This is a genomic window from Anaerobacillus sp. QJM3NY_32 (assembly GCF_056173645.1).
In genome coordinates this window covers 3817935-3843517 of sequence record NZ_CM149684.1, presented here as the reverse complement: position 1 = coordinate 3843517, position 25583 = coordinate 3817935, and the positions used below count along the sequence as shown (strand labels likewise).

23 protein-coding genes are annotated in these 25583 nt (G+C 40.6%); 15 read left to right on the top strand and 8 right to left on the bottom strand.

Features of this window, described 5'->3' with window-relative positions; genetic code table 11:
• Positions 1-240: 240 nt before the first annotated feature.
• The 4 genes from AC0VYH_RS19805 to AC0VYH_RS19790 all read right to left on the bottom strand — a co-directional run bounded on the left by AC0VYH_RS19805 (position 241) and on the right by AC0VYH_RS19790 (position 4419).
• Positions 241-1233 (bottom strand): LacI family DNA-binding transcriptional regulator, encoded by a 993-nt coding sequence (locus tag AC0VYH_RS19805; RefSeq protein ID WP_475368038.1) that lies wholly within the window; start codon positions 1231-1233, stop codon positions 241-243.
• A 110-nt stretch (positions 1234-1343) separates the two neighbouring features.
• A complete protein-coding gene (locus tag AC0VYH_RS19800; protein WP_303534977.1) occupies positions 1344-2174 on the bottom strand; it encodes a carbohydrate ABC transporter permease in 831 nt (276 codons plus the stop codon).
• Positions 2175-2197: 23 nt separating this feature from the next.
• Positions 2198-3097 (bottom strand): carbohydrate ABC transporter permease, encoded by a 900-nt coding sequence (locus tag AC0VYH_RS19795; RefSeq protein WP_242057221.1) that lies wholly within the window; start codon positions 3095-3097, stop codon positions 2198-2200.
• An 80-nt stretch (positions 3098-3177) separates the two neighbouring features.
• Complete coding sequence (locus AC0VYH_RS19790; protein WP_475368037.1) at positions 3178-4419, bottom strand: sugar ABC transporter substrate-binding protein; 1242 nt, start codon at positions 4417-4419, stop codon at positions 3178-3180.
• A 278-nt stretch (positions 4420-4697) separates the two neighbouring features.
• Between AC0VYH_RS19790 and bglX the strand changes: the two genes are divergently transcribed.
• Both bglX and AC0VYH_RS19780 read left to right on the top strand, forming a co-directional pair.
• Complete coding sequence (bglX, locus tag AC0VYH_RS19785) at positions 4698-6860, top strand: beta-glucosidase BglX (protein ID WP_475368036.1); 2163 nt, start codon at positions 4698-4700, stop codon at positions 6858-6860.
• Positions 6861-6881: 21 nt separating this feature from the next.
• Positions 6882-10187 (top strand): GH36-type glycosyl hydrolase domain-containing protein, encoded by a 3306-nt coding sequence (locus AC0VYH_RS19780; RefSeq protein WP_475373806.1) that lies wholly within the window; start codon positions 6882-6884, stop codon positions 10185-10187.
• An 80-nt stretch (positions 10188-10267) separates the two neighbouring features.
• Here AC0VYH_RS19780 and AC0VYH_RS19775 read toward each other — a convergent pair whose 3' ends face one another.
• The 4 genes from AC0VYH_RS19775 to AC0VYH_RS19760 all read right to left on the bottom strand — a co-directional run bounded on the left by AC0VYH_RS19775 (position 10268) and on the right by AC0VYH_RS19760 (position 14268).
• On the bottom strand, positions 10268-11623 hold the full coding sequence (locus AC0VYH_RS19775) for a glucoamylase family protein (RefSeq protein ID WP_475372967.1): 1356 nt from the start codon (positions 11621-11623) through the stop codon (positions 10268-10270).
• Positions 11624-11828: 205 nt separating this feature from the next.
• Positions 11829-12590 carry an IclR family transcriptional regulator gene (locus AC0VYH_RS19770; RefSeq protein ID WP_475365957.1) on the bottom strand — a complete coding sequence of 254 codons (762 nt, stop codon included), beginning with the start codon at positions 12588-12590 and terminating at the stop codon, positions 11829-11831.
• A 42-nt stretch (positions 12591-12632) separates the two neighbouring features.
• Positions 12633-13292, bottom strand: coding sequence for a bifunctional 4-hydroxy-2-oxoglutarate aldolase/2-dehydro-3-deoxy-phosphogluconate aldolase (locus tag AC0VYH_RS19765; RefSeq protein ID WP_475365956.1), 660 nt, complete (start codon positions 13290-13292; stop codon positions 12633-12635).
• A 13-nt stretch (positions 13293-13305) separates the two neighbouring features.
• On the bottom strand, positions 13306-14268 hold the full coding sequence (locus AC0VYH_RS19760; protein ID WP_475372966.1) for a sugar kinase: 963 nt from the start codon (positions 14266-14268) through the stop codon (positions 13306-13308).
• A 225-nt stretch (positions 14269-14493) separates the two neighbouring features.
• On the opposite strand from AC0VYH_RS19760, the gene AC0VYH_RS19755 reads away from it, so the two are divergent.
• From AC0VYH_RS19755 to AC0VYH_RS19695, 13 genes are all read left to right on the top strand, one after another.
• Positions 14494-15300, top strand: a complete 807-nt coding sequence (locus tag AC0VYH_RS19755; RefSeq protein ID WP_475365954.1) for a histidinol-phosphatase — start codon at positions 14494-14496, stop codon at positions 15298-15300.
• Positions 15301-15504: 204 nt separating this feature from the next.
• Entirely contained in the window at positions 15505-16512 is a 1008-nt protein-coding gene (locus tag AC0VYH_RS19750; RefSeq protein ID WP_475365953.1) for a LacI family DNA-binding transcriptional regulator, read from the top strand.
• An 18-nt stretch (positions 16513-16530) separates the two neighbouring features.
• The gene (locus AC0VYH_RS19745) at positions 16531-17487 is read left to right on the top strand and encodes a sugar kinase (protein ID WP_475365952.1); all 957 of its coding nucleotides are present in this window, start codon (positions 16531-16533) and stop codon (positions 17485-17487) included.
• 5 nt (positions 17488-17492) lie between these two features.
• Entirely contained in the window at positions 17493-18143 is a 651-nt protein-coding gene (hxlA, locus tag AC0VYH_RS19740) for a 3-hexulose-6-phosphate synthase (RefSeq protein ID WP_475365951.1), read from the top strand.
• The gene (hxlB, locus tag AC0VYH_RS19735; RefSeq protein WP_475365950.1) at positions 18115-18669 is read left to right on the top strand and encodes a 6-phospho-3-hexuloisomerase; all 555 of its coding nucleotides are present in this window, start codon (positions 18115-18117) and stop codon (positions 18667-18669) included. Before hxlA ends, hxlB begins: the two co-directional genes overlap by 29 nt.
• 11 nt (positions 18670-18680) lie before the next feature.
• Positions 18681-19346, top strand: coding sequence for a bifunctional 4-hydroxy-2-oxoglutarate aldolase/2-dehydro-3-deoxy-phosphogluconate aldolase (locus AC0VYH_RS19730; RefSeq protein ID WP_430243314.1), 666 nt, complete (start codon positions 18681-18683; stop codon positions 19344-19346).
• A 13-nt stretch (positions 19347-19359) separates the two neighbouring features.
• Entirely contained in the window at positions 19360-20382 is a 1023-nt protein-coding gene (locus AC0VYH_RS19725) for a TRAP transporter substrate-binding protein (RefSeq protein ID WP_475365949.1), read from the top strand.
• Between the two features lie 85 nt (positions 20383-20467).
• Entirely contained in the window at positions 20468-20947 is a 480-nt protein-coding gene (locus AC0VYH_RS19720; protein ID WP_194218612.1) for a TRAP transporter small permease, read from the top strand.
• Positions 20944-22233, top strand: coding sequence for a TRAP transporter large permease (locus AC0VYH_RS19715; protein ID WP_430243320.1), 1290 nt, complete (start codon positions 20944-20946; stop codon positions 22231-22233). Before AC0VYH_RS19720 ends, AC0VYH_RS19715 begins: the two co-directional genes overlap by 4 nt.
• Positions 22234-22520: 287 nt before the next feature.
• Positions 22521-23453 (top strand): GntR family transcriptional regulator YhfZ, encoded by a 933-nt coding sequence (gene yhfZ / locus AC0VYH_RS19710; protein WP_475368032.1) that lies wholly within the window; start codon positions 22521-22523, stop codon positions 23451-23453.
• A gap of 67 nt (positions 23454-23520) precedes the next feature.
• Positions 23521-23883, top strand: coding sequence for a PRD domain-containing protein (locus AC0VYH_RS19705; protein ID WP_475368031.1), 363 nt, complete (start codon positions 23521-23523; stop codon positions 23881-23883).
• Between the two features lie 13 nt (positions 23884-23896).
• Positions 23897-24256 carry a DUF2620 domain-containing protein gene (locus AC0VYH_RS19700; protein ID WP_226615500.1) on the top strand — a complete coding sequence of 120 codons (360 nt, stop codon included), beginning with the start codon at positions 23897-23899 and terminating at the stop codon, positions 24254-24256.
• A 20-nt stretch (positions 24257-24276) separates the two neighbouring features.
• Positions 24277-25572, top strand: coding sequence for a YhfT family protein (locus AC0VYH_RS19695; protein WP_430243327.1), 1296 nt, complete (start codon positions 24277-24279; stop codon positions 25570-25572).
• The last annotated feature ends 11 nt before the right edge of the window (positions 25573-25583 follow it).

Genomic DNA, 25583 nt, shown 5'->3' with positions numbered 1-25583 from the left:
GGCGAATTCAATTGTTTTGTTAGAAGCGTTGAAGTGGAGGTTAGGAGGGATGGACAGGAAAAAATGAGGGGAAGGTCTCTTGAAAGAGGCTAATAAACCTGTAACGTGGTTCAAAAGTGAGGGGAAAATAGCACTCGTGGTATCAGGACTTTTAGCATGAGAATATTAATAATTTCGACATAAACCGCGGGTGACAGGCACCATTTAACCACCGCAGGCACGCCCCGCGGTGGTTTGATTTTAATCCTTCCTAGCAACAGACTTTCTTTCAACTAGTTCTGTAGGAAGTTTATAATAGCGATCCACTTTCTCGAGTGAAAGCTGCTGGAAGATAAGGTGAACGGCAAGAGCGCCGGCCTCATATTTGGGTTGTTTAATCGTTGTTAGCGGTGGTGAGACATATTCGGATAGCTGGATGTCATCAAAGCCAATGATGGAAATATCATCTGGGACAGAGATTTTCTTTTCATTAAATGCCTGAATGCCTCCGATCGCCATTTCATCATTTCCGTAGAAAACAGCTGTGGGGAGGTTGCCTTGAGCAATTAGCATTTTTGTTGCACGATAGCCACCTTCTCTAGTGAAGTCACCTGAGATTTTCCATCTCGTTTGAAAACGAAGCTCGTGTTCCTTTAATGCTTGTTCATATCCTTTGAAGCGCATTTTATTGTCATGAGAATTATATGGGCCGCTAATATAAGCGATATCCTTGTGACCATTCTGAATTAACTGTTCCGTTGCGAGATAACCACCCTGAATGTTATCGACCTCTACTTGAATAACGTGATCATTGTTTAATGTTCGATCAAGTACGACCAGAGGAAAGCCTTCACGAGCTGCTTCACTGATGATTTCATCAGTTATGTTGTGAGCTAAAATAATTGCCCCATCAACGCGCTTTTCCGTGAGAAATTTTACCGCAGTGGATTGAGCGCCACCTATTGAGCTACAGGCGATCAAGTCAAAACCATTTGTCATGGTTACTTCTTGAACGCCCTTAATCAGCTCAGAGTAATAGGGTCCTGAAAGATCCTTTAGAATCAATGCAATCGTATTTGTTTTTGTTCGCTTTAGGTCAGAAGCAAAGCCATTTTTTTGATAGTTTAGTTCTCTGGCGGCGTCTTGCACTTTCTTCACCGTTGCAGGACTAACTTTTTTTATGTTATTCAATGCGTAGGAAGCCGTTGAGACGGCTACACCTGCGCGTTTTGCTACGTCCTTTATCGTTGCCATCTTTTCACATCCTCTATCTAGACAACTTTATAATATGTTTACTTTAAGTGTACAACTAATTGTTAGCAATTGTCAGGTGAATCATTTGCCCGACTTCTTCCAGCTCACTTTTATTTAAGACCTGACATTGTAAATCCTTCCACAATGTATTTCTGAAAGAAAGAGAAGATGATGACGATCGGAACGACCATAATAGCAGCTCCTGCCATTTGGAGGGCGTAGTTATTTGCATATTGTCCCTTCAGTAGTGACAGCCCAACAGAAAGCGTATATAGTCTTTCATCATTTGCGATAATTAACGGCCATAAGAAGCTGTTCCAAGCGCCAATGAATGTTAAGATTCCCTGCACAGCAAAGATTGGTTTTGCGATAGGAATGATAAGTTTAAAGAAAATATAGAACTCACCAGCGCCATCAAGGCGGGCCGCTTCAATTAAATCCGTCGGAATCGTCGTCATGAATTGCCTGAAGAGAAAAATACTAAAGGCGACGGCGAGGCCGGGGAGAATGATTCCGGTCATTGTGTTCGTTAGCCCCATTTCATTTAATAGAAGGTAAACAGGGATCATCGTCACTTGGGCTGGGATCATCATTGTAGCAAGAACGATGTAAAAGATCTTTTCTTTTCCTTTAAAATTAAATTTCGCAAATCCATATCCTGCCATTGCGTTTAATAGAAGACCAAGGAAAGAGAAGAGTACGATAATCAGCGTATTTTTCAAATAAAGCCCAAAGTTTAAGCTTTGAAAAAGGTTTATATAGTTGTCTAACGTTGGATTACTTGGAATGAGTTGTGGCGGTATGTTTAAGACGTCACTTTCTTGCTTGAACGAGCTTGAAAGCATCCAAAGAAAAGGGATGGAGACAACCACGCCACCTACGATGAGCAGTAACGTCACAAAAGGCTTTTCGATTTTTTGTAAAAAGGATCTTGATTCCATTCTTTTCACTCCGATCCTGTCTATTAATATTCTGTATCCGATTTTCGCACCTTAAATTGAACAAGCGTGACAATGATAATGAAAATAAAAAGAACAAATGAGCCTGCAGCTGCATAGCCAAATTCGCTGAACTGGAAGCCGTTTTTGTAAATAAAGAGCGCCATTGATATGGTTCCATCTAGCGGGCCACCATCGGTCATGACGAACGGCTCTTCGAAAAATTGCATCCAACCAATCAATGTTGTTACGGTCACAAAGAATGTGGCGTATCGCAGTAAAGGAATGGTGACATTGAATAACACCTGAATCCGATTGGCGCCGTCAATTTGTGCCGCTTCATAATAAGATTTTGGTATGCCTTGAAGAGCGGCAAGAAAGATGATCATGTTAATCCCGATTCCTTTCCAGACGGCAAGAATAATAAGTGATAGTTTTGCAATCGTAGGTTCTGTTAACCATGGAATCGAATCGACAGAGAGCAACGAAAGGATATAGTTAAAGAGCCCGTACTCGGTATTGTAGAGGTAGCCCCATACGACTGCGATCGCAATAATATTAGTAATGGATGGCATGTAATAGACTGCCCGAAAGAACGTAAACAGTTTTGATGTTCCGTAGTTTAATAGAAGGGCGATACCGAGAGAGAAGAAAATGACGAGTGGTACCCCAATTAACACATAGAAAATCGTGTTAAAAACAGATTTATGAAACAGATCGTCTGAGAAAAGATCCACGTAGTTTTCGAATCCAATAAAGCTAATATTTGACCAGTCAGCAAGCCCTTTAAGGTTCAGATCCGTGAAGCTGATAAAAAATGCGATGAGAATCGGAACAATACTGAAGACAATTAATATGAGAACTGCAGGGGCGATGAACATTAGTCCATGTCTTGCTTGAAAGGCATTTCTTAGTATACTGCGCATGTTATCCCACCTATCTGAAGAGCGCTTTTCTTTCGATAAAACGGAGTTCAGACGATATACGCCTGTAACTCCGTCAGTGATTAGTCTTCTAGCATTTCATTTGCTTTTTTGCTAAATTCATCAAGCTCTTTATCTACATCAGCACCGCCAACATTAATTCGTTCAATTGAGGCTAGTAGTTCCTGAGCCATTGCTTCAAATTCCTTCATTTGTGGAGCACCTTCTGTATTCTCAAGCTGCTCACCTAGCGTGGCGTACATTTCATTATCGCTTAAAGCAGGGTCTTCCCAAGCTTCCACTCGAGATGGAAGAGTGTTCGATACATCAAGCCATTCCAATTGTGTATCCACATCGTTCATATAGGAAAGATACTTTAGCGCTTCGTCCACATTTTCAGAGTTATGGAAGATAGAGAAGTTCGATCCTCCGATACTTGATGTATTTGTTTCCTTCTCAGGCATAACGGCTACATCCCACTTGCCTTCAAGATCTGGAGCCTGGTCGTTCAAAATGTTAATCATCCATGGCCCGCTGAAAAACATTGGTTTCTTGTCGTCTTTGAAAGCCTGGACAATATCAACGCCTTCAGCTGTTTGACTGAGTCCTTCTTTAAAGTAGCTGTTATAGTACTTCATTGCTTCGCGGAATTCTGGACTGTCGAAGTTTAGATCTTTGTTCTCAACGTCCATCTCGTATCCATTTTGCCATGCGAAAATAAATGGGGTGATTTGATCGTTCATATCAATATCAAGTCCATAGTAGTCGTCTCCACGATCGGAAAGCTTTGTTGCTGCGTCTTTCAGTTCATCCCACGTTGCAGGAGGTTCTTCAAAACCAGCTTCCTTCAATAAATCTGTACGATAATAGAGGACGCGTGTTTCAACGTACCAAGGAACGCCAATGACTTGATCATCGAATGTCATGGAATCAGCAGCACCCTCGAAATAATTCTCTGGCTTAAATTCAGGGTAGTCTTCAAGATAAGGAGAAAGATCAAGTAAAGCACCGGCATCTGCGAATTCAGGTACCCAGGTTGTTCCTAATTGAACAATGTCTGGTCCTTTTTGGGAAGCGACAGCTGTTAGCAGCTTATCATGGGCGTTTTCCCAGGGGATGGCCTGAACCTTTACTTTTATGTCGGGATTTTCTTCCTCGAATTTATCACTGAGCTCACTAAGTTTTTTTCCTTCTTCACCCATTGCCCATACCGTAATTTCCTTTTTGCCATCACTTGAACTACTGTCATCGTTTGAACAAGCTCCAAGAACCATTGAAATTGTAAGTAAGAACGTAGCCAATAGTGCTGCGGTTTTCTTCTTCATGCAATCCATCTCCTTTTTCACTCTATTTTCCATGCCTACTAACTTGCGACTGACATACAAACTTTATTGAAACGTTTCGATATTTCGATTATAATCAAATGTGTATCCGCTTTCAACACTTTTGTTAAAATTATTTGAAAACGGTGATTAGAAGCTTTACTAATATGGTTTTATGAAGAAATTTAATGAAATCACTCTTTGACTAATTATTTTAGACATGCTTATAATTCAACTAAGATAAAATTGAAACGTTTCGATAAAAGGTGAGGAGGAAAGAAATGAAACCTAATGAATTGAAGAACTTACTTAGTCAAATGACGATACATGAAAAAACAGCTCAGTTGATGCAGCTCGCAACGCCTTTCTTTAAAGGGGCGAAAGAAGCTGGGGAGATAACGGGTCCATTAGAACAGCTAAACCTTGATGAAGAACAGGTTCGTCATAGTGGTTCTGTTCTCGGAGCATCCGGAGCGGAAAATATCCGCAATATCCAGAAGACTTATCTTGAAGAAAGTAGATTAGGGATTCCTCTTCTTTTTATGTCTGATATCGTTCATGGCTATAAAACGATTTTTCCGGTTCCACTTGCCATTGGATGCTCATGGGATCTGAACCTTGCAGAAGAAAGCGCAAAAGTGGCAGCTCGGGAAGCGGGCGTTTCGGGCATTCACGTAACCTTTGCTCCGATGGTTGATCTTGTTCGAGACCCTAGGTGGGGACGAGTGATGGAATCGACTGGAGAAGATCCACATTTAAATAGTGAATATGCACGGGCATTTGTGAGAGGTTTTCAGGGAGAAGATTTGAGAAACGATGCTGAACGAGTTGCCGCTTGTGTGAAGCATTTCGCTGCATATGGTGCCGTTGAAGGCGGTCGTGATTATAACTATGTTGATTTATCAGAACGAGAGCTTCGCGAAACCTATTTACCTGCGTACAAAGCTGCCCTTGATGAGGGTTGTGAAATGGTGATGACGGCATTTAATACGGTCGATGGCATCCCGGCAAGTGGGAATAAGCGGTTAATGCGCGATTTACTACGTAAAGAATGGGGTTTTGATGGTGTCGTGATCTCTGACTGGGGGGCCGTGAAGGAGCTCATTCCTCATGGTGTTGCGGAAGATGAGCGAGAAGCTGCATTAAAATCGATTGCTGCAGGAGTGGATATTGAGATGATGACCTCGACTTATGTTCACCACCTACCACAGCTTGTCGAAGAAGGCGCTATAGATGAAGAGGTCATTGATGAAGCTGTACTTCGAATTCTAGATCTGAAGGAGAAGCTCGGATTGTTTGAAAATCCATTCAGAGGGGCTGATGTTGAACGGGAAAGGGAAGTTGTTTTATGCGAAGAACATCGGCAAGTGGCAAGAAAGCTTGCTCAGAAATCAAGCGTGCTGTTAAAAAATGATTCTGTGCTTCCTCTAAAGAAAGAGCAGAAAGTAGCGCTTATCGGACCATTTGGAGAGAGTAATGACATTCTTGGCCCGTGGTCTTGGTTAGGGTCAGGAGATGAAGCCGTTCTTTTAAAGGAAGGATTGTTATCAAAAATAGACTCTTCTCTTTTGCAAGTTGCTAAAGGGTGCGATATCGAAAATGGCTCAAAAGAAGCGTTAAAAGAAGCGGTTGAGGTTGCAAAGGATGCAGATGTGATTGTGCTCGCTCTTGGAGAGGATTCAGATATGAGTGGTGAAGCAGGTTGTCGAAGCGACATTCGTCTTCCGAAGGTTCAGCTTGAGCTCATTGCTGAAATGAAGAAGCTGAATAAACCTATCGTTGCTGTGCTCTTTAATGGACGGCCGCTTGATCTTCACGGTGTGGTTGAGGAAGCTGATGCGTTACTTGAGGCGTGGTATCCAGGAACGGAAGGAGGGGCGGCAGTTGCTGATCTTCTTTACGGAGATGCGAATCCTTCTGGACGGTTAGCGATGTCGTTTCCACATTCAGTTGGACAGGTACCTGTTTACTACAATCACTTTAACACGGGACGTCCGAAAGATGCGCCGGATGCGCAAGTTCGCTATGTGTCGCAATATCTTGATATTCCGAATGAACCGGTATTTCCGTTTGGTTTTGGATTAAGCTATACAGACTTTACTTACCGTAATGCGACACTATCCGATTCTATTATGAGTGAAGAAGATTTAGTCGTTCACGTGACTGTTGAAAATGTTGGGTCATATGAAGGTGAGGAAGTCGTTCAGCTATATGTAAGAGATATCGCTGGAGAGGTTGTACGACCAATGAAAGAGCTGAAAGATTTTAAGAAAATTACGTTACAACCCGGTGAGACAAAGGAAGTTGTCTTTACAATAACAGAGACGCAACTTCGTTATCATCATAGTGATTTATCTTTTGAAAGCGATCCAGGAAACTATATTGCTTTTGTTGGTTCTAACAGTCATGACGTTCAAGAATTGCCATTTAAATTAGTGAAGTAAAGGAGTGGGGCTCGAGTGATAATGATCGATCGAGGAAAAGCATGTTTACGAGCTGGAGACATGGAAGCCATTTTTCTAAAAAGTGGAGATCTTTATGAATTAACGACGGGAAATATTATGATCAATCAAGTGCTATCGAATGCTATTGATGGTGCATTAAATAATTTATATTTACGAGTGTTTACGAATGAAGAAATTAGCACATACCCTTTAATCGGAACTAAATCCAATAGTACTTTTCAATTTGGAACGTCTGAGGCAATTTGGAGAGGGAAAGTTGCGGATGTGCACTATACCGTTGCTTTTCATCTTACGGAACAGAATCTTTGGTTCTGGAACGTCACGCTTGAAGGAAATGATGTTGAAGTAGACGTTGTATACGGACAGGATCTTGGACTTGCTGAAAAAGGCGGTGTTCGAACAAATGAAGCATACACGTCTCAGTATATGGATCATACCGTTTTTGAAGAGGATGGTTACATCGTTTGTACACGTCAAAATCAACCACAACAGGGGGGATTTCCTTACCTTCAACAAGGTTCACTCGGGAATACAAAAGGCTATTCTACAGATGGTTTTCAGTTCTTCGGGTTATCTTATAAGGAAACAAATGAACCAGAAAGGTTGAAGGAAGAGTCGCTAGCAAATGAAATCTATCAATATGAATTCGCCTATACAGCTCTTCAAACAGATCGCGTGAAGTTAAATGGAGAAAAAGAATTCACTTTTTATGGACTATTTCAAAATGATCATCCTCATTCGACTTCAAAGCCTGTTAGTCGAGATAACATTATCGCTTCTTGGGATTCGATTAAATTGGACCCACACCTAGAAAAAGCACAAGAACGAGTGCAGCATCATGTCGGACAGCCTATTCAATCTCTTGATATGACAGAGGAAGATATCATCGAGCTATTTCCTAATCGTCAACAAGAAGAGCGTGAGAATGGGGCGCTACTATCTTTTTTCACCGATACGTATGAGCACGTCGTATTAAAGCAAAAAGAACTTCTAGTCGAACGGCCACATGGGCATATTTTGATGTCTGGGGAAAATGATCGATTGAATCGGAATGTTATTTCGACAACGTCCTATATGTATGGTGTCTTCAATTCCCAAATTTCTTTAGGAAATACATCGTTTCATAAGATGATGAGCAATCAGCGTAATCCCCTTAATGTTCTAAAAACGTCGGGCCAGAGATTGTATGTGGAATACGAAGGAACCTATCGACTTTTAACAATGCCTTCATTATTTGAAATGGGATTTAATTACGCGCGCTGGTATTACAAATTTGAGAACGACACTATTATCATCACAAATTTTACAACCGTTGATTCTCAGCAAGTGCAGTTAGATGTGAGTTCGAAAAGTGGTAAAGAATATCGCTATTTGGTTACGAATCAAATCTCAATGGCTAACCATGAATATGAAGAAGTCTATGATGTGGAGCAGAAAGGTCGTGTTTTAACGTTCCGACCACATAGTTCCGAAAGTACAAAGGTCAATCCTAACCTCACTTATCAGTTGTCCGTCTCCGGTACTGATATGGAAGTGGGAGATGAGCGTCTACTCGTTCATCCTATTGAAGAAGGGGATGCTTCGCTTGTTGTGCTTCAAATTCAATCTACACAACAGTTCTCATTACATATACAGGGGACACGTGATGGAGAGTATGCTCCTTCTGAACGAGATGCAAGTGCTGAAATTAAACGCTACCGGGACTATTTAGGAAAGGTTATGAATCAGTTTCATCTCAGTCATAAAGAAAAGAATGCCGAGTTAGACAGAATGAACGCACTTGCTTGGTGGTACACGCACAATATGCTTGTGCATTATTCTGTTCCAAGAGGTCTTGAGCAATCGATTGGGGCAGCTTGGGGAACACGAGATGTTTGCCAGGGGCCAACTGAATATTTCATGGCGACGCAGAATTATGACTCTGTGAAAGAAATCATTCAAACAGTATATGCTCATCAATATGAAGATGAAGGTAACTGGCCACAGTGGTTTATGTTTGATGAGTATGGGGGTGTTCAGCAGGAGGAAAGTCATGGGGATGTTGTGATTTGGCCGCTAAAAGTCGTCGCTGACTACCTTGCTGTAACAGGTGATCATACAATTTTAGCTATGGAATTACCATATACCCTGCGAGAAGATTTTACATTTAGCGAAAAGAAACATTCATTGAAGGAACATATTAAAAAACAGATTGAGTATGTGAAACGACATTTTCTCAACGATACCTTCCTTTCTTCTTATGGTGATGGGGATTGGGATGATACCCTTCAGCCTGCGAACGCTCAATTAAAAAAATACATGGTGAGTAGCTGGACGGTTGCGCTGACTTACCAGGCTGTGCGTAAGTTTGCGGATGCACTAGTAGAGCCTGAATGGAAAAAGGATCTTCAGGAGCTTGCACTTGGAATTGAACGCGACTATCAGAAATTTCTCCTCGATACAGGAGTTCTTCCAGGGTTTTTATATATGGAAGATCAAAAGCGTCCTGAAAAGATGCTTCATCCAGAGGATAAGAAGACAGGTATCCATTATCGTTTATTACCGATGATTCGAGGGATGATCAGTGAGCTTTTATCTGCAGAGGAAGCAGGAGATCATTACCAAATTATTAAAGAAAAGCTCACATGTCCGGATGGTGTTCGATTAATGGATAAGCCTGCGAATTATAAAGGTGGAGTGAGTACTCATTTCAAAAGAGCGGAGCAAGCAGCGAACTTTGGAAGAGAAATTGGACTTCAATATGTTCATGCACATATTCGTTTTATTGAGGCAATGGCGAAACTTGGCCAAAGGGAAGAAGTTTGGAAGGGGCTACAAGTTATTAATCCGGTTGGTATTACGGATGTGGTGTCAAACGCAGAGAAACGACAAAGTAATGCCTACTTCAGTAGTTCAGATGGGAAATTCAATACGCGTTACGAGGCGCAGAATCGGTTTGATGATCTTAAAAGCGGATCAGTTCCGGTGAAAGGCGGTTGGCGGATTTATTCAAGTGGACCAGGAATTTATATGAATCAGCTTGTAACAAATGCACTTGGCATCCGCCAGGAAGAAGGAAACATGGTGCTTGACCCTATCCTTCCTAATAGACTAGATGGCCTTCAATTGCACTATCAGTTCTGGGGGCTGGACGTTACTTTTCAGTATCATCTAACAAATGAAGAAAGAAAAGTTCATATTAACGGTCAGCGAGTTGAAACAGCTCTTAGCTCTAATCGTTATCGTGAGGGCGGAATGGTTGTTCGAAAGGCAGTTGCTGAAAAGTATTTGAATAGCGGCATGAACACTATTGAAATTTGGTTATGATGTAACATTTGAGGTAATTGTGGAATAAAATAATGAAACCGGGATATCGATACGTTTCGATATCCCGGTTTATTTTTACCTTATTTAATTGAGAAATTCTCTTTTATTAATAAATCTTCTGGTTTTTCGCCAATGCCATCTTCATGGAAGTATTCCTTAATAATGCCATCTTCCAGGTAGTTTGCGATCGCAACCATAGACATTCCTTGATCAAGCGCGAGGTACGCTTCTGTTACTTCTCCAGTTAGGACATTTACCGAATCATAAAAGCCGTATTTCCCGTAAGTACCAAAGTCTTTAAGTGTTTTTAAGTTCTTGTACACTTCTTTAGGTGCGTACTCTAATGCAAGGAAAGACGCGTGTGGTGTTACAATTGCTCCTTCTGCACTATAACCTTCCATACCAAGAGGAGTTGCGCCAAATTCGGAATAGTCTTCAGGAGTTGCGGCAGGAGATAATCCCCATGCAGGATAGCCAAGCTCTTCTTTTGCATACTCGATTTGGATATCCACATGCTTTTGATTATTTAAGCCGAGGGCATTTCGGCCAAGTTCCTTTTCTTTCAAGACAAGACCCGGCATCAAGGCTTCAAACATACTACCTCCCCAGCTTGGTACATACTTTTGGTCATTGTATGTATAGTGACCTTCAAATACATCAATCCCATCATATGTTTTGGTATAGCCTTCTGGTACTTGAGATTGCCAATCCCAGCTTGCAGGCATTGTCCGGTACATTTTCCACCAATGTTCTACAGGAACGTCTCCTTTACCAATCGAGATATAGCTCGCAAGGCGTGGTTCTGTATAAAACGCTCCGTAGTGATGCTCTGTAACACTTTCAGTTGCTACATCGTACCCTCCGCGCATTTGGCCAACCTCTGAATCGTAGAGCTTAGAATAGTCCATCGCTTCCACTAATTCACTTGTTTGATCATTTAACTCAGGATAAGCTTGTCCGGCTACGATTAAACCAGCGGATAGCCAGCCGTTATCAACGGTTGAGATGAACTCACCCCAGTCGGTCATAAGTGAACCATCCTTAGTGAAGTACCAGTTATAATATAAACCATTCCACGTCTCGAGTTCTTCTAATGTTTGAAGTGTAGTTTGAATCCTGTGGACTGCTTCATCTCTTGAAATTATCCCAATTTCTTGAGCAGATATTGTACTCATGAAATACATGCCGATGTTTGTTGGTGATGTAAAGTCTTGTACTGTCTTTTCACCATTCTTCATTCGAACGGCATCATACGTTAATCCAGTCTTTTCATCCGTGAAATCTTCAAAGTACCGATACGTCGTCTTTGAAATCGCTTTCAATTGTTTGGAAAAGGCATGATTCTTTCCTTTGGTAGAACTTTCAGCATTAGTGACTGGCAAGGATCCGGTTAAAACAATGGCTGCTACAAGAAAAAACAAAAGAAATTTTCTCATGAATCCACTTCCTTTCAAAATTAGTGAAACGTTTCGATTTTAGTATATATAAGGAACGGAGGATAGTAAACGGATTGAATGTAAAATATCAGAATTTACTAAAAACAGACCGATAGACATGGGAGAAAGGTTGGATAGTAAGGGGGAGAGAGATTCGACATAAACCGCGAGTGACAGGCACCATCATAAGCCGATAGGATCACTCCTATCGGCTTCCTTTATACCCGAGTCTTCTCGATATTTCTTTCCCGGCTTGTTTCAGAATGGGTAAATATTCAGCTAAACGCTCTTCTGACATTTGAGGAACGGTGCCTGTAATGCTGATCGCGTACGTTGCACTTCCGAGATGGTCAAAGATCGGAACAGCGATGCAACGAATGCCTTCTTCGTGTTCTTCGTCGTCAATAGCGAAGCCATTTTGACGAACTTTTTCTAATTCGTTTTGAAATTCTGTAGCGTCCGTGATGGTCCGATCTGTTAGCTTAAATAACTCTTTAGTTGAAAGGAAATCGTTTAGTTGCTTATCACTCGAATATGCTAAGATCGCTTTCCCTACACCTGTGCAATGAAGCGGAGCTTTTCGCCCAGTACGGGAGTATATTCGAATTGTGGATTGTGTCTCTACTTTATCAAGATAAATGACTTGATGATCTTCTTCGATCATAACAAGGTGAGCGATTTTTGAAGTTCGTTCACTTAATTCCTCAAGAACATTCCGGGCGACTTCTAAAATATTTAATTCATCGACAACCACATGGTACATCTCAATGAATTTCAACCCAAGTCGATAAGATGTTTGATCAGCCGAGCGCTGGATATATTGGTGTGACTCAAGGGTAGAAACTAGTCGATGTATCGTGCTTTTTGCCACATTAAGCTTGTTAGCGAGCTCTGTAATGCCCATTCCTTCTGGTTTTTCTTTCAATAGCTCTAAAATTTGAAGTGATCGATCGACAGACTGAATCATAACATCTTCCTTTCCTAGACCGATCACGACAATCAGAACGATTTAATTCGAATTGACAAGGACATGTCGGCCTTTTTGTACTTCAACACAATATTGCTTTGCGAGGGATTGTAGTTCGCTGTATCGCTTTTCTGCAATTAAATCTTTTTGTAATAGGGAGCCACCAACACCAACGGCAGCTGCCCCAGCTCGTATATATTCCGCTGTATTTGAAAGGTTTACTCCGCCGGTTGGCATCATGTGCACGTGAAAGAGAGGGCCTTTTACATCTTTAATGAAAGTTGGTCCAAGTACGCTTGCAGGGAAAATTTTCACTAGATCTGCCCCAGCTTGTTGGGCTTGCAGTATTTCTGTCGGCGTGAATACACCAGGTATCACAATTTTACCATATCGATTAGCGGTCAAAATGGTTTCTGTATTCATTGTTGGAGAGAAAATGAATTCGGCACCAGCGTGAATCGCCATGTTTGCTGATTGCGCATCAAGAACGGTACCTGCCCCAACAACTGCCTGACCTTTAAAAGCAAGATTTGCTTCACGAATCACATCAAGTGCCCCATCAGAATCAAGTGTGATTTCAATCCCACTAACCCCGCCATCTACGATCGCTTCAATCACTTGCATCACTTTATCTCGGTCAACTTTTCGAACGACGGCTACAACACCACCGTCAATCATTTTTGTTAAGATCGCCTGTTTCATTCTCCCACTCCTTTTATCTTAATACATCCTGTTTCGTTGCATTTAAAGATTCAATTTCTTGAATCGTTGGAAGCCCTTCAATATCGCCAAATACAGAAACAACGATGGAACCAATTAATGAGCCAAGATCAACAGATTCTTGAAATGTTTTCCCCTTCAGAAGGCCAGAGAGAACTCCTGCAGCAAAACCATCTCCTGCTCCTATGGGATCATTCACTTTAGAGACAGGATAGCTTTTCACAAATCCATTCTCACCATTTGCTGTGGCAAAGGTGGTCCCAATTGCTCCGTTTTTTATCGCGATTTTCTGAACGCCAGAGGCTAGAAAAAATGAAATGATTTCATCAGGATCACTTGTACCTATCAATTGTTCAGCTTCGTCTAGTCCTGGAAGAAGAATATCCGCTTGTCTTGCGAGGTCTAGCAATTTTTCTTGTCCATTTGGAATATTCTTCAGCAGTTTTATTCGAATATTAGGATCAAATGAAACCTTAATTTCATGTTTTTTAGCAAAGTGGAAAACCTCATTCACTAGCTCATAACAAGATTCACTCAACAGAGGAGTAATGCCAGTTAAGTGAACGATTCTCGCCCTTTTTATGTAGTCCCAGTTGATGTCTGCTGTAGTCATAGTGCTTGCAGCGGAACCACTGCGGTAATAGTAAACTTGATTGTGATCTGTTCGCTTTTCTTTAACATATAAGCCCGTTTGTTCTTCAGGGTCCATAAGGACATTCGTTGTATCGACCCCTTCGCCACGAATGGCATTTAATGTAAAATGACCTAATTCTTCATCGCCCAGCTTACTGATCCAGCCTACAGAGTGACCAAGCTTTGAAAGACCGATCGCTACGTTTGATTCAGCCCCGCCGATTCGCTTGTTAAACTGATTCGTATATCGAAGAGGGCCGGTAGAAGCGGCATCAAAAAGCACCATGGTTTCACCGAGTGTGACGACATCCAATTGTGATTGCATAAACTGCCTCCTCCTTGTTCCTTAATAAGGAACGGTGTTCTTTATTATGATTTAACTTTACTGAATTATGAAAACGATGTCAATTTAATTATGTTAGAATTTTCAAAAATATAGATCGTGAGTATCAATTTTCTGTAAATACATTGCGTGAAAGTCAACTCTTATAAGACAAATATGGTAGGATAACGATATTACGACTTACAAGTATTGGGAAGGAGCGGTACGATGAAATTTGATTACCATACGCACCATGAACGATGTGGTCATGCAGAAGCAGGAATTGAAGATTACATAAAAGCAGCAATCCAAAATGATTTGCAGATGATCGGAATTTCTGATCATTCACCGTTTTTTGCAAGTGAGAAGGATCGAGCGTTGCCTCGCATTGCTATGGCCAAGAGTGAGTTCGCTTCTTATGTAGAAGAAGTGCTCTCGCTGAAGGAAAAGTACCGTGGCAAGATTGACGTTTTGCTTGGTGTTGAATCTGACTTTTTTCGAGACCATTACCCGTTATATAAAAGCATTTATGATCAGTACCCGTTTGACTATATAATTGGCTCTGTTCATTTTAGTAATGGAACTAACATCTTTGATAAAAGTCGATGGGAAAATTTAATTGAAGAAGACATACGCAAAGAAAAAGAGCATTATTACAAGCTAATCGTAGAATCAGCTGAAAGCGGCGTCTTCGATATTCTAGCCCATATTGATGCCATGAAGGGATTTTATCCAGACTTCGCAAACGTTCAAACACCTGAAGTCGAAAAAGCATTGAAGCGACTCGGAGAGCTTGAGTCAACGATTGAAATCAACACATCTGGTAAGCATAAAGACTGCGGCGGCTGGTATCCCGCGAATGACATGCTCGAAATGGCCTGCCATTATGGTGTTGGAGTTACTTTCGGATCTGACGCTCATTGGCCTTTACGCGTTGGAGAAGAATTTGAAGAAGTTCGAACAAAGCTGAAGGAGATTGGATTTAAGAATTGGACGGTGTTTCGAGAGAGGAAGAAGGAGTTTGTTGGGATGTGAGGGCTTAGAGGAGTGGGGAAGACAAATGTCTTTCCCACTCTTTTATTTTTTCCTTCTCTTTTGTACCGTAACCGTAGTATTGACTAAATAATCTGTCGATTTTAAAATCAAGGGTTGTAAAACGCTTACATACCCTTTATAATACAACTAAATCGATTTACTAAATCGGTTTAGTAAAATCACTTTAGATGTGGAGAATGATTTATGAGAACTGTAACTATGGCAGACGTTGCAAAAAAAGCACAAGTATCGAAGAGCACCGTTTCGCAATATTTAAACAAACGATATGACTATATGAGTGAAAAAACGAAAGTAAGAATTGAAGAAGCGATTAAAGAGCTTGGTTATCAACCAAACATTGTAGCCAGGAGCTTGAAACAAAAATCTACGAAAACAATTGGAGTCATTGTTGCTAATATTCTCCATACTTTTTCAACAGAAGTGAGTAGAGCAGTAGAAGATTTGTGTCATGAAAAAGGTTTTCATACAATCATTTGTAATGCTGATGATGATCCAGTTAAAGAAAAGCGTTACATTGAAATGCTTCGTGCCAAACAGGTGGACGGATTGATTATCTTTCCAACGGGTAACAACCGTGAACTCTACAAACAAATGTTGGATGAAGAATATCCGCTCGTTTTTCTAGATCGTCTAGTTCCAGATATTCCAGCATCCTCTATAATGCTCAACAATGAAAAAGCTTCCGAATTAGCTGTTGAACATTTTGTTCGTAAAGGGCATAAGCGTATTGCCATTATGACTACATCTTTTATAGATAACATCTCTTCACGGTATGAGAGAGTAGAAGGTTATAAAAAAGCTCTGATTGAACGAAACATTGAATTAAAAGAAGATTATATCCAATGTGTTGATCCAGATTTGATTGCTTCATCACTTGAAAAGATGTTAGCACTTCCTTCACCTCCAGATTGTATTATTGCAGGAAATGATTTTGTACTAAAAGAAGTGCTTCGTTTTGCCAAGCAGCAATCTTTGCGCATTCCTGAGGACTTATCTGTTATCGGAATTGATGATGTACCGTATGCGAGTTTCTTTACTCCTCCCATCACGGCAGTTGCGCAGCCTACTTTTAAAATGGGTAAAATGGCAGCCGAGATTTTGTTGGATAAAATTAACAAAACGACAAGGATAAATGATCAGCCAGAGTATCGTTTTGAACCAAAATTGATGATAAGAGAATCAGTTAACTAAATAGAAGGGAGATCGGGCATGAAAAAAGATGTTGTTACGATTGGAGATGCGATGATCACATTTGATCCTTCACATCATGGCCCAATGCGGTATGCTTCCAATTTTGAAAGAAAAGCAGGTGGAGCTGAATTTAATTTCGCTGTTGGATGTGCAAGGCTCGGGTTACAAACAGGATGGATTAGTAGGTTAGGGAATGACGAGTTTGGAAAATATATTCGTAATTTTGCTAGAGGTGAGGGAATCGATGTTTCAGAAGTGCAGTTGCTCGATCGATATTCAACCTCGTTGAATTTCAAGGAGATTAGAGAAGACGGTAATGGTCGAACGTTCTATTATCGTCATCAATCACCTACGGAGGCACTGACAGAGGCTACCCTTGATGAAGCTATGCTGAGACGTTGCAAGGTGTTACATATAACTGGCGTTTTTGCTGCAATTAATCCGGATAAGAATATTTCACTTCTCCAAAAAGCTGCCACGATAGCAAAAGATAATGGAGCGATAATCACTTTCGACCCTAATATACGATTGAAATTGTGGTCTCCCGAAGAAGCTAAGTACGGCTTAACAGAACTGCTTCCATATGTAGACGTACTGCTTACTGGTGAAGATGAAGCTGAATTACTTTTTGGAGTTCATGAACCTGAACAAATTGCGCAGGATTGTCAAAGATACGGTATTTCAACAATAGCGATCAAAAAAGGTGAGCATGGAGCTAGTGCTTATAAGAATGGTCAACTTGTTCATGCGCCAGCAATACCTCCAAAAAAAGTGGTCGATACGGTAGGAGCAGGAGACGGGTTTGATGCAGGGTTTGTTTATGGATTACTAAATGGCTGGACTCTTGAAAGAACTCTTAAGTTCTCAAATGCAATTGGTTCTATGGTAGTGAGCGTTTATGGAGATAATGAAGGGTTGCCAGAACTAAGTGAAGTTCTTACACAGCTTGGAGAAAGAGAATTTATTGAGAGGTGAGATAGATGAAACTTCAATTAGCATTGGACAGGCTATCCCGTGAAGAGTGTTTAGACATTTTGGGAGAGACATATGATTCCATCGACTGGATTGAGATTGGAACTGGTGTTATCAAAGAATACGGAATGTCAATTGTAACGGAAATCAGAGAGTCCTTTCCTGAATTAATCATTGTAACAGATATGAAAACATGTGATGCGGGCAAACATGAAGCTGCTCAGGCTTTTGAAGCTGGGGCTGATATTACGACAGTCATGGCTTTCGCAGCAGATCAAACGATTTCCGATATGTTAGACGTAGCCTTAGAGCATAAAGGCAGAGTAATGGTTGATTTACTGGGCGTTACTAATAAATTGCGCATCAATCAGCTCCAAAACCTTGGAGTCGATCTCATTAGTCTACATTTTGGTAAAGATATGCAGAAAAAAGGAAATATCACCGGTGATCTCTTTGAACTTGTAAGCGAATCCTCAGGTATAGAAATTGCTGTAGCAGGTGGAATCAACCTTGATTCTCTGTCATCAATTCTTTCTTACGCTCCCGATACTTTAATCGTTGGGGGAGGCATTACGAAGCAGGATAACCGTAAACAAGCGGCTGCACAAATTAAGGAGGCGATCAAGGAATATGAAAAAAGTCATTCACACTGTAGTTAATGAAGTTAATCAGGTGTTATCAGAAGTGAACGAAGATCAAGCGAAGCAGCTTTCAACTCATATAGAAGAAGCTAAAAGAATTTTTGTGACTGGTGAGGGACGTTCTGGACTAGTGGGAAAAGCATTTGCTATGCGATTAATGCATGGTGGATATGAGGTATATGTTACAGGGGAAACCGTTACTCCGAATATCGAAACTGGTGATTTGTTAATCGCTATCTCTGGATCAGGTTCAACTCAGTCTATCTGTTTTTATGCAGAAAAAGCAAAAGAAATAGGAGCATGTATTTCAGCGGTTACAACGAATGGCAGCTCTAGGCTTGCTGGAATAAGTGATCATGTGTTAGTCGTTCCTGCAGCAACTAAAAAGAGATTACCAGAAGAGCCTAGTACGATTCAGCCGCTTGGAAACCAATTTGATCAATCGCTGCACTTGCTCCTAGACGCTATTATCATCTACACAATTAATCAATCAAAGCAAACGGATAACGAAAGAATGACTTCCAAACACGCAAATATGGAATAGAGGTGTACTAAATGGCTAACCTGCTAAAAGTACAGGAGGCAAAAATTATTCCTGTCATCCGTAAAGCAAATCAAAACAATATATTACCAATTGCTCAAGCTTTATATGAGGGTGGTATTAAAGCAATCGAGATAACAGCTGAAACACCAGAGGTTGAAACGTTGATTAGGAAAGTTAGAGATAGTTTTGATGGGTTATTAATAGGTGCAGGAACTGTGCTCGATGGTGAAACAGCCAGAGCAGTTATTATGGCGGGTGCCGATTTTATTGTTTCTCCTACGGTGAATCTAAATACAGTTAAAGTGGCGAAAAGATATGGAGTCCCATGCATTATAGGTGCCTTGACCCCAACGGAAATGGTGACAGCTTATGAATCAGGCGCTGATATGGTGAAAGTTTTTCCGGCGGACACAATGGGCGCTCGTTATATAAAAAATATTCTCGGTCCTCTACCTCAAATTGAAATAATGGCAACTGGTGGAATCGATAAGGAAAATATGCTTGATTATTTCCAAGCGGGAGCTAAGGTTGTTGGGATTGGAGGCCAACTTGTTCAATGTGATCATCTAACGTCAGAAGACGATTTCAATAGTTTAAAAGAATTGGCAAGTCAATATGTTGAAAAGCTAAGAGGAGCAAATCATACTTCATTATTTGAAAGCGGATTCAGAAAATAAAGGGGGAGCTTTTATGAAATATGTATTTACATTATTGTTAGTTATGATTTTATCTCTAGGTTTTTTGACGGGGTGCGGTAACAGTGAAAATGCTGGAGCAAACGAAAATGGCAAGATTAAAATTATTGCGGCACATAACCAAACTTCACCTGAAAATCCTTACCAATATGGGATGAAGGAATTTAAAAAAGTAGCTGAAGAAAATGGAGACGGTAATATTGAAGTAGAAGTCCATGCAGGAACTCTGGGCACAAGTGAATCAGAACTTGTGGAAAAGCTTAAGCTTGGCGGTGCTGATGTTGTTCTCGTGTCTCCTGGTTTTATGTCGAAAACGGGTATTAAAGAAATCGATCTATTCGCTATGCCTTACGTATTTAATAGTTATGAACATTGGGAGAAAGCAGTTGAGGGAGAAGTTGGCGATCAAATTGCTGAAACGATTAATGAGAAGTCTGATAATACATTCAAAGTTTTGGGCTATTGGACAGCTGGAGTTCGTCATTACTATGGGAAAAAGCCATTGAATTCCATGAAGGATATTGAAGGGATGAAATTCCGGACGCAAACTTCTGGTGCTATTGCAGAGTACTGGGAAGAAACTGGAGCTGTACCAACATCGGTAGCATGGGGAGAGTTATATCAAGCTTTACAACAAGGTGTCGTTGATGCCTCTGAGAACGCTTATCCATACTTCGTTCAACAAAATCACCATAAAACTGAAAATGGAAAGTACATCACAGAAACAGCGCATGACTACACGACTCGTTTATTACTCATTAATGGAAAGAAATTTGATTCTTATACAGATGAGCAAAAAGATGCCGTATTAAAAGCAGCTGAAGCTTCAGTAAAGAAAGAGATTGAGGTCCTTCACAAGCAAGAAGAAGAGTACAAACAAAAAGCTATTGATGAAGGGGCAGAAGTAAATGACATTGATCGTAAACCGTTCATTGAATTAGCGAAGCCTATTCAAGACAAAACAGCAGAAGAAATTGGTGCGACGGATCTTTTGAAAAAAATTCGTGATTTGAAATAAGTAAAGAGTGAAGCGAGGGTATAGTCGGTACCTTCGCTCTTATTCTAATCATTAGCCTTGCGCTTGTAGAAAGGGGAAGTTAGCCGTGCTCGTTAAGCTGCTTGAGAAAATTCAATTAACTGTTGGTGTCTTGTTTCTAGTTGTCTTTTTTATCACGATCATTATCCAGGTTATTACGCGGTATATGGGGGTTTCAGCTATTTGGACGGAAGAAGTTGCGACTTATTCCTTTATTTGGGCCGTGTTTATGGGGGCATCCGTCATGCTCAATCGAAGAGAGCATTTTAAATTCGATCTTCTGTTGAATAAGTTAACTGGCAAAAGTAAGAACAGCCTATATCTCATTAATGATCTTATTCTTCTAGTATTTAGTACAGGTTTATTTTATTTAGGAATAGAAGCTGTTCAAAACTTCTGGAACTATACCTGGGTTTCTATCCCGGAATTAAAAATGGGGTATGTATGGATTTCAATTCCGATTATGGGTGGAACGATGATGATATATACGTTTGCTCACATTTTACGTAACGTAAGAAGCTTCTCTAAGAAGGAGGTAACCGAATGATTGGTATTCTGTTAGTTGGTCTCTTTATTATCCTGATGTTTCTTGGTATTCCTATTGCTTTCGTAATCGGAATTGTAGCCCTGCTAGGAATTATGAACGTACCTTATATTCCTGAAGTAACAGTACCAGTTAAAATGCTGAACGGTCTCGATTCGTTTGTTTTATTAGCCGTTCCTCTTTTCATACTAGCAGCTAACTTGATGAATAGCGGCCAAATCTCCCAAAAGTTAATAGACTTAGCACTAGCAATTGTCGGGCACATCCGTGGTGGATTAGCGCACGCCAATATTCTCGTATCTATGCTCTTTGCAGGGGTTTCAGGCGCCGCTCAAGCTGACACGGCCGGGGTTGGTAAAATCCTAATTCCTAATATGAAAAAACAAGGATATGACACTGAAACAGCTGTTGGTATTACAGCGGCCTCTTCTACAATCGGTGTTATCATTCCCCCAAGTATCCCGATGATCATTTTTGCGGGGCTAACAAATGTATCAGTTGGCGCTTTGTTCTTAGTAGGAATTATCCCTGGTATCCTCGTTGGACTCGGTATGATGATCCTTGTTTATATTCTTGCTAGGAAGAGAGGATATCCCACATATCAGAAAGCTTCAATGAAAAATTTCATGAAACAGTTTGTTGGCACAATTCCTGCACTAATGACACCCGTAATTCTGATTGGTGGGATTATCACCGGAATTTTCACAGCGACTGAAGCAGCGGCATTTGCTTCACTTTATACAGTCATCATTGGCCTTTTTTATTACAAGACACTAAAAATAAAAGATTTCCCTAAAATTTTAGTGGATACGTTAACACTTAGTTCATTATCCTTATTCGCCTTAGCCGCAGCAAATGCTTTAGGAGAATTGATGAGTTACTACCAATTATCATCATGGGCGGAACAATTTTTCGCAAATAATATCGATAGTAAATGGGTTTTTCTATTAATTATCATTGCATTCTTCCTCTTTGTAGGAACATTCATGGATGCTATACCAGCAATGATTTTATTTATCCCAGTGATCTTGCCAGTTGCGATCGGTTTTGAGATTGATCCCATTCTATTAGGTATCGTTACAATCATGACTTTAGCTGTAGGTCTAGTGACGCCCCCATATGGTTTATGTTTACTCTTAGCTGCGAAAATTGGAAAATTACCAGTTGAACGTTCACTAGGTGCCGTTATGCCATATATAGCTATAGTACTCGTAGTACTGCTAGTAGTTGCGTTTGTACCGGATGTTGCTTTTTACTTACCAAAGGTGATTAATTCTAATTTGTTTTAATTATAGAATTTATATAGAACGGTTTTGCTTTGTTAGCTTTCACTTTATTATTTTATTTATAACCCTTATATCACGCTAAAAGTCGAGTGAATCAATATTTTATTTGAAGGTGTCAAACCTATAGAAATCAACAAGTTTTATTAGCATAGAATAGTTAAAAAGACAGTAAGAATGCGAGGTGACTAATTACACCGCGCATTCTTTTTTAGGAAATCAGTTGAAATTTTCAGATTTTTGATTTATTCTTTAAAGTGAAAATACGAAAAATTGTATATTGAGGTGAGGATATGGAAGGCAAATGGGAGAAATTATACAGCAAGAATGGACTGGCAGCTAGGAGAATTGCAGCTAATCTAATAGCGATCGAGCCAGGAAGCCGTATTCCTCGCGTAAGTGATTTTGTTACAGAAACATCACTTGGAAGGGGGACAATTCAGGGAGCGTTACGTCTACTCGAAGAAATAGGAGCTATTGTTCTTGAAGCAAGAGGACACCTTGGTACGTTTCTTGTTAGAACGGATCGAGAGCTACTTTGGGATATTGCAGGACTTGGTTCTGTTATGGGGGCAATGCCTTTACCATATTCGCGAAAATATGAAGGCCTTGCTACTGGTTTAGTTCAGGTGCTTGAAATGATGAAAATACCTTTTAATTTGGCTTTCATGAGAGGCTCATCGAATAGAATAGAGGCATTGAAAGCTGGAAGATATGATTTTGTGATTGTTTCAAGGCATGCGGCTGAGCTTGCTGTTCGGAATGACGCTCGTATCGAAATGGCAAAAACATTTGGAAATAACTCATATGTTTCCGGACATGAAATCTTTTTTTCAGACTCTAAAACAGAGCGTATTCAAAACGGCATGCGGGTAGGTATTGATTATTCTTCAGCTGATCAGCATCTTCTAACGGAGTATGAAATAGAAGGTATTGATGTTCAGCTAATTGAAGTGAACTACATGCAGATGATGGAGATGCTTAAGAACAATGAAATTGATGCAGCAGTTTGGAATAAGGATGAGATTATTCATTCTGAAGGAATGGGTAAAGGATCGTTTCGTTCGATAAAAGCTCAGGAATTAAGTCGAAAGGTGAATGAAGCAACTATGCTCTTAAATAGGGAGAGGATAGAACTTAGAGATGCACTACTCGACCTGTCAGTATTTAACGTCAAGGAGCTACAAGTTCGAGTAGAAAAGGGGGAAATTTATCCTCGATATTAGGCGGGATTTCATTTTGAATCCCTATGATTTTAATATACTAAATCCTGTATATTGGAGGTTGGTTTTTATGTCAACGATTAAGGAACGACTAGATATTCTGAAAGCTGGCGATGTGATTAGTGAGGAAGCATCAACTATCGCTGAGGAAGCGGTGCAAAGATTAAGTGACCATACGCAAAGGCCGCTTCCTCAAAATAAAATAGAAATGCTCGTTACTCATCTTGCATCAGCCTTAACGCGTATGTCCCGCGGTGAATCGGTCGACGGCCCACCTGATGAGCTTTTTTCAGAAATAGAGAAATCTGAGCAAATTGATCTAGCGAATAGAGAGATTAATTGGCTTAAATCCAATTGGGGTGAGGAAATTCCAAAATCTGAGATCGCTTTTTTAAAAATGCACTATGTATCTATTTTTAAAGAAATGAAATAGGAGGAGATTTTTTATGAAAATTGTTATTGGTGGACAGGTAGATAAAAAGGAAGTCGAAGCCCTAGTGAAGGAACATGGACCAAATGGAGTGGAAACTTCCATTAAATCAGATGTAGAAGCGGCAATGGCAGTAAAAACAGGTCAAGCAGAATACTATGTTGGAGCGTGTCACACTGGTGGTGGAGGTGCGTTAGCAATGGCGATTGCTATTATTGGAAAACCAAGCTGTGAAACTGTTTCAATGCCAGGAAGAAAACCGAGTGAAGAGAAAATTCAACAGGCTGTTAAGGACGGAAAGAAAGCATTCGGTTTTACTGCTGATCATATGGAAACGGTCGTTCCAATGATTATGAGAGCAATTAAAGCACTTTAATTTAGAAGGGGGTTCGGCACATGGAAATGGTTCTCGTCATTTTGATCGGGGCTATGGCAGCTGTTCTTGCAAATTTAAATTTAGCTGTGTTTAATGACGGCTTACGACCAATTGTACCTGAAAATACTGAAGGGCGAATGGGACGTAAAGAGCTTGGTTTAACGGCTTTTGCTATGAGTTTTGGACTTGTAGTTGGTTTTGGGATTCCGTTTACCATTACAGCGAGTATTATTCTTATCCATAGCATTCTGCTTGGAACAGATATTATTGGATTAATCACCCCGCGAAATAAATGGGGTACGCCTGTTGCAGCAATTGTTGGTGGCGCATATGGTGCAGGTTTGTTAGTTGGACTAGAAGGATTTGTCACCTTATTTGAAAAACTACCATTGAATTTTCTAGATGCGATGGGGCAAGTGGGATCGCCGGTCGTGGTAACCTTCATGGCATTTCCAGCTCTAGCAGTGGCGTTGCAATTCAGTGTTAAAAAAGGTGTTTTGACGTTTATTACATCAGCCATTATTCGGCAATTAGCTGTATGGTTAAATGAAAGCGGTGCCATGACTTTTGGTGATACGACGGTTACGTTAAATCAAGAAGGAATGGCTCTCATTACTGGAATGATTTTCTTAATTACATATGCTGTGCGTCAAAAACCTGAAGGGGACGGAAGCGGGATTGATCTTGCTTCGGTTTTCAGTGAGAGAGTCGATCGCATTAAAAAGCATGTGGTTTATTTCATGATTATGGGTGGGCTTATTGCTGCGGCTACGAACCTTCTGATTATGGCTGGAGATCCAATATCTTTAAATTTAATAGCAGACGGAAAAATAACAGATGCTGCTATCGCTGCAGGAGCCCGAGCGCTGGGATTCATCCCACTTGTTGCTAGTACGGCGATTGCAACAGGGGTGTATAGTCCAGTTGGGTTTACAATCATTTTCGTTGTAGGGTTGCTTGTTCCTAATGTATGGGTTGCGGCTATCCTTGGTATTATTACTGTTTTTCTTGAGGTTATGTTATTGAGTCAGATTGCACGTTTCCTTGACAAATATCCCGGAGTACGACAATCAGGAGAAAATATTCGTACAGCGATGAGTCGAATTTTAGAAGTGGCTCTTTTAATTGGTGGTGCAAACGCAGCTAATGCTATTGCTCCAGGGCTTGGATTTTTTATCATTGCAGGGTTCTATTTGTTAAATGAGATTGCAGGCCGTCCAATTGTGCGAATGGCAGTAGGACCGATTGGCGCAATAGCAGTTGGTATCTTGGCGAATGTTCTTGTCGTACTTGGCCTCATGCAAATACCACAGTAGAAGGAGGAGAT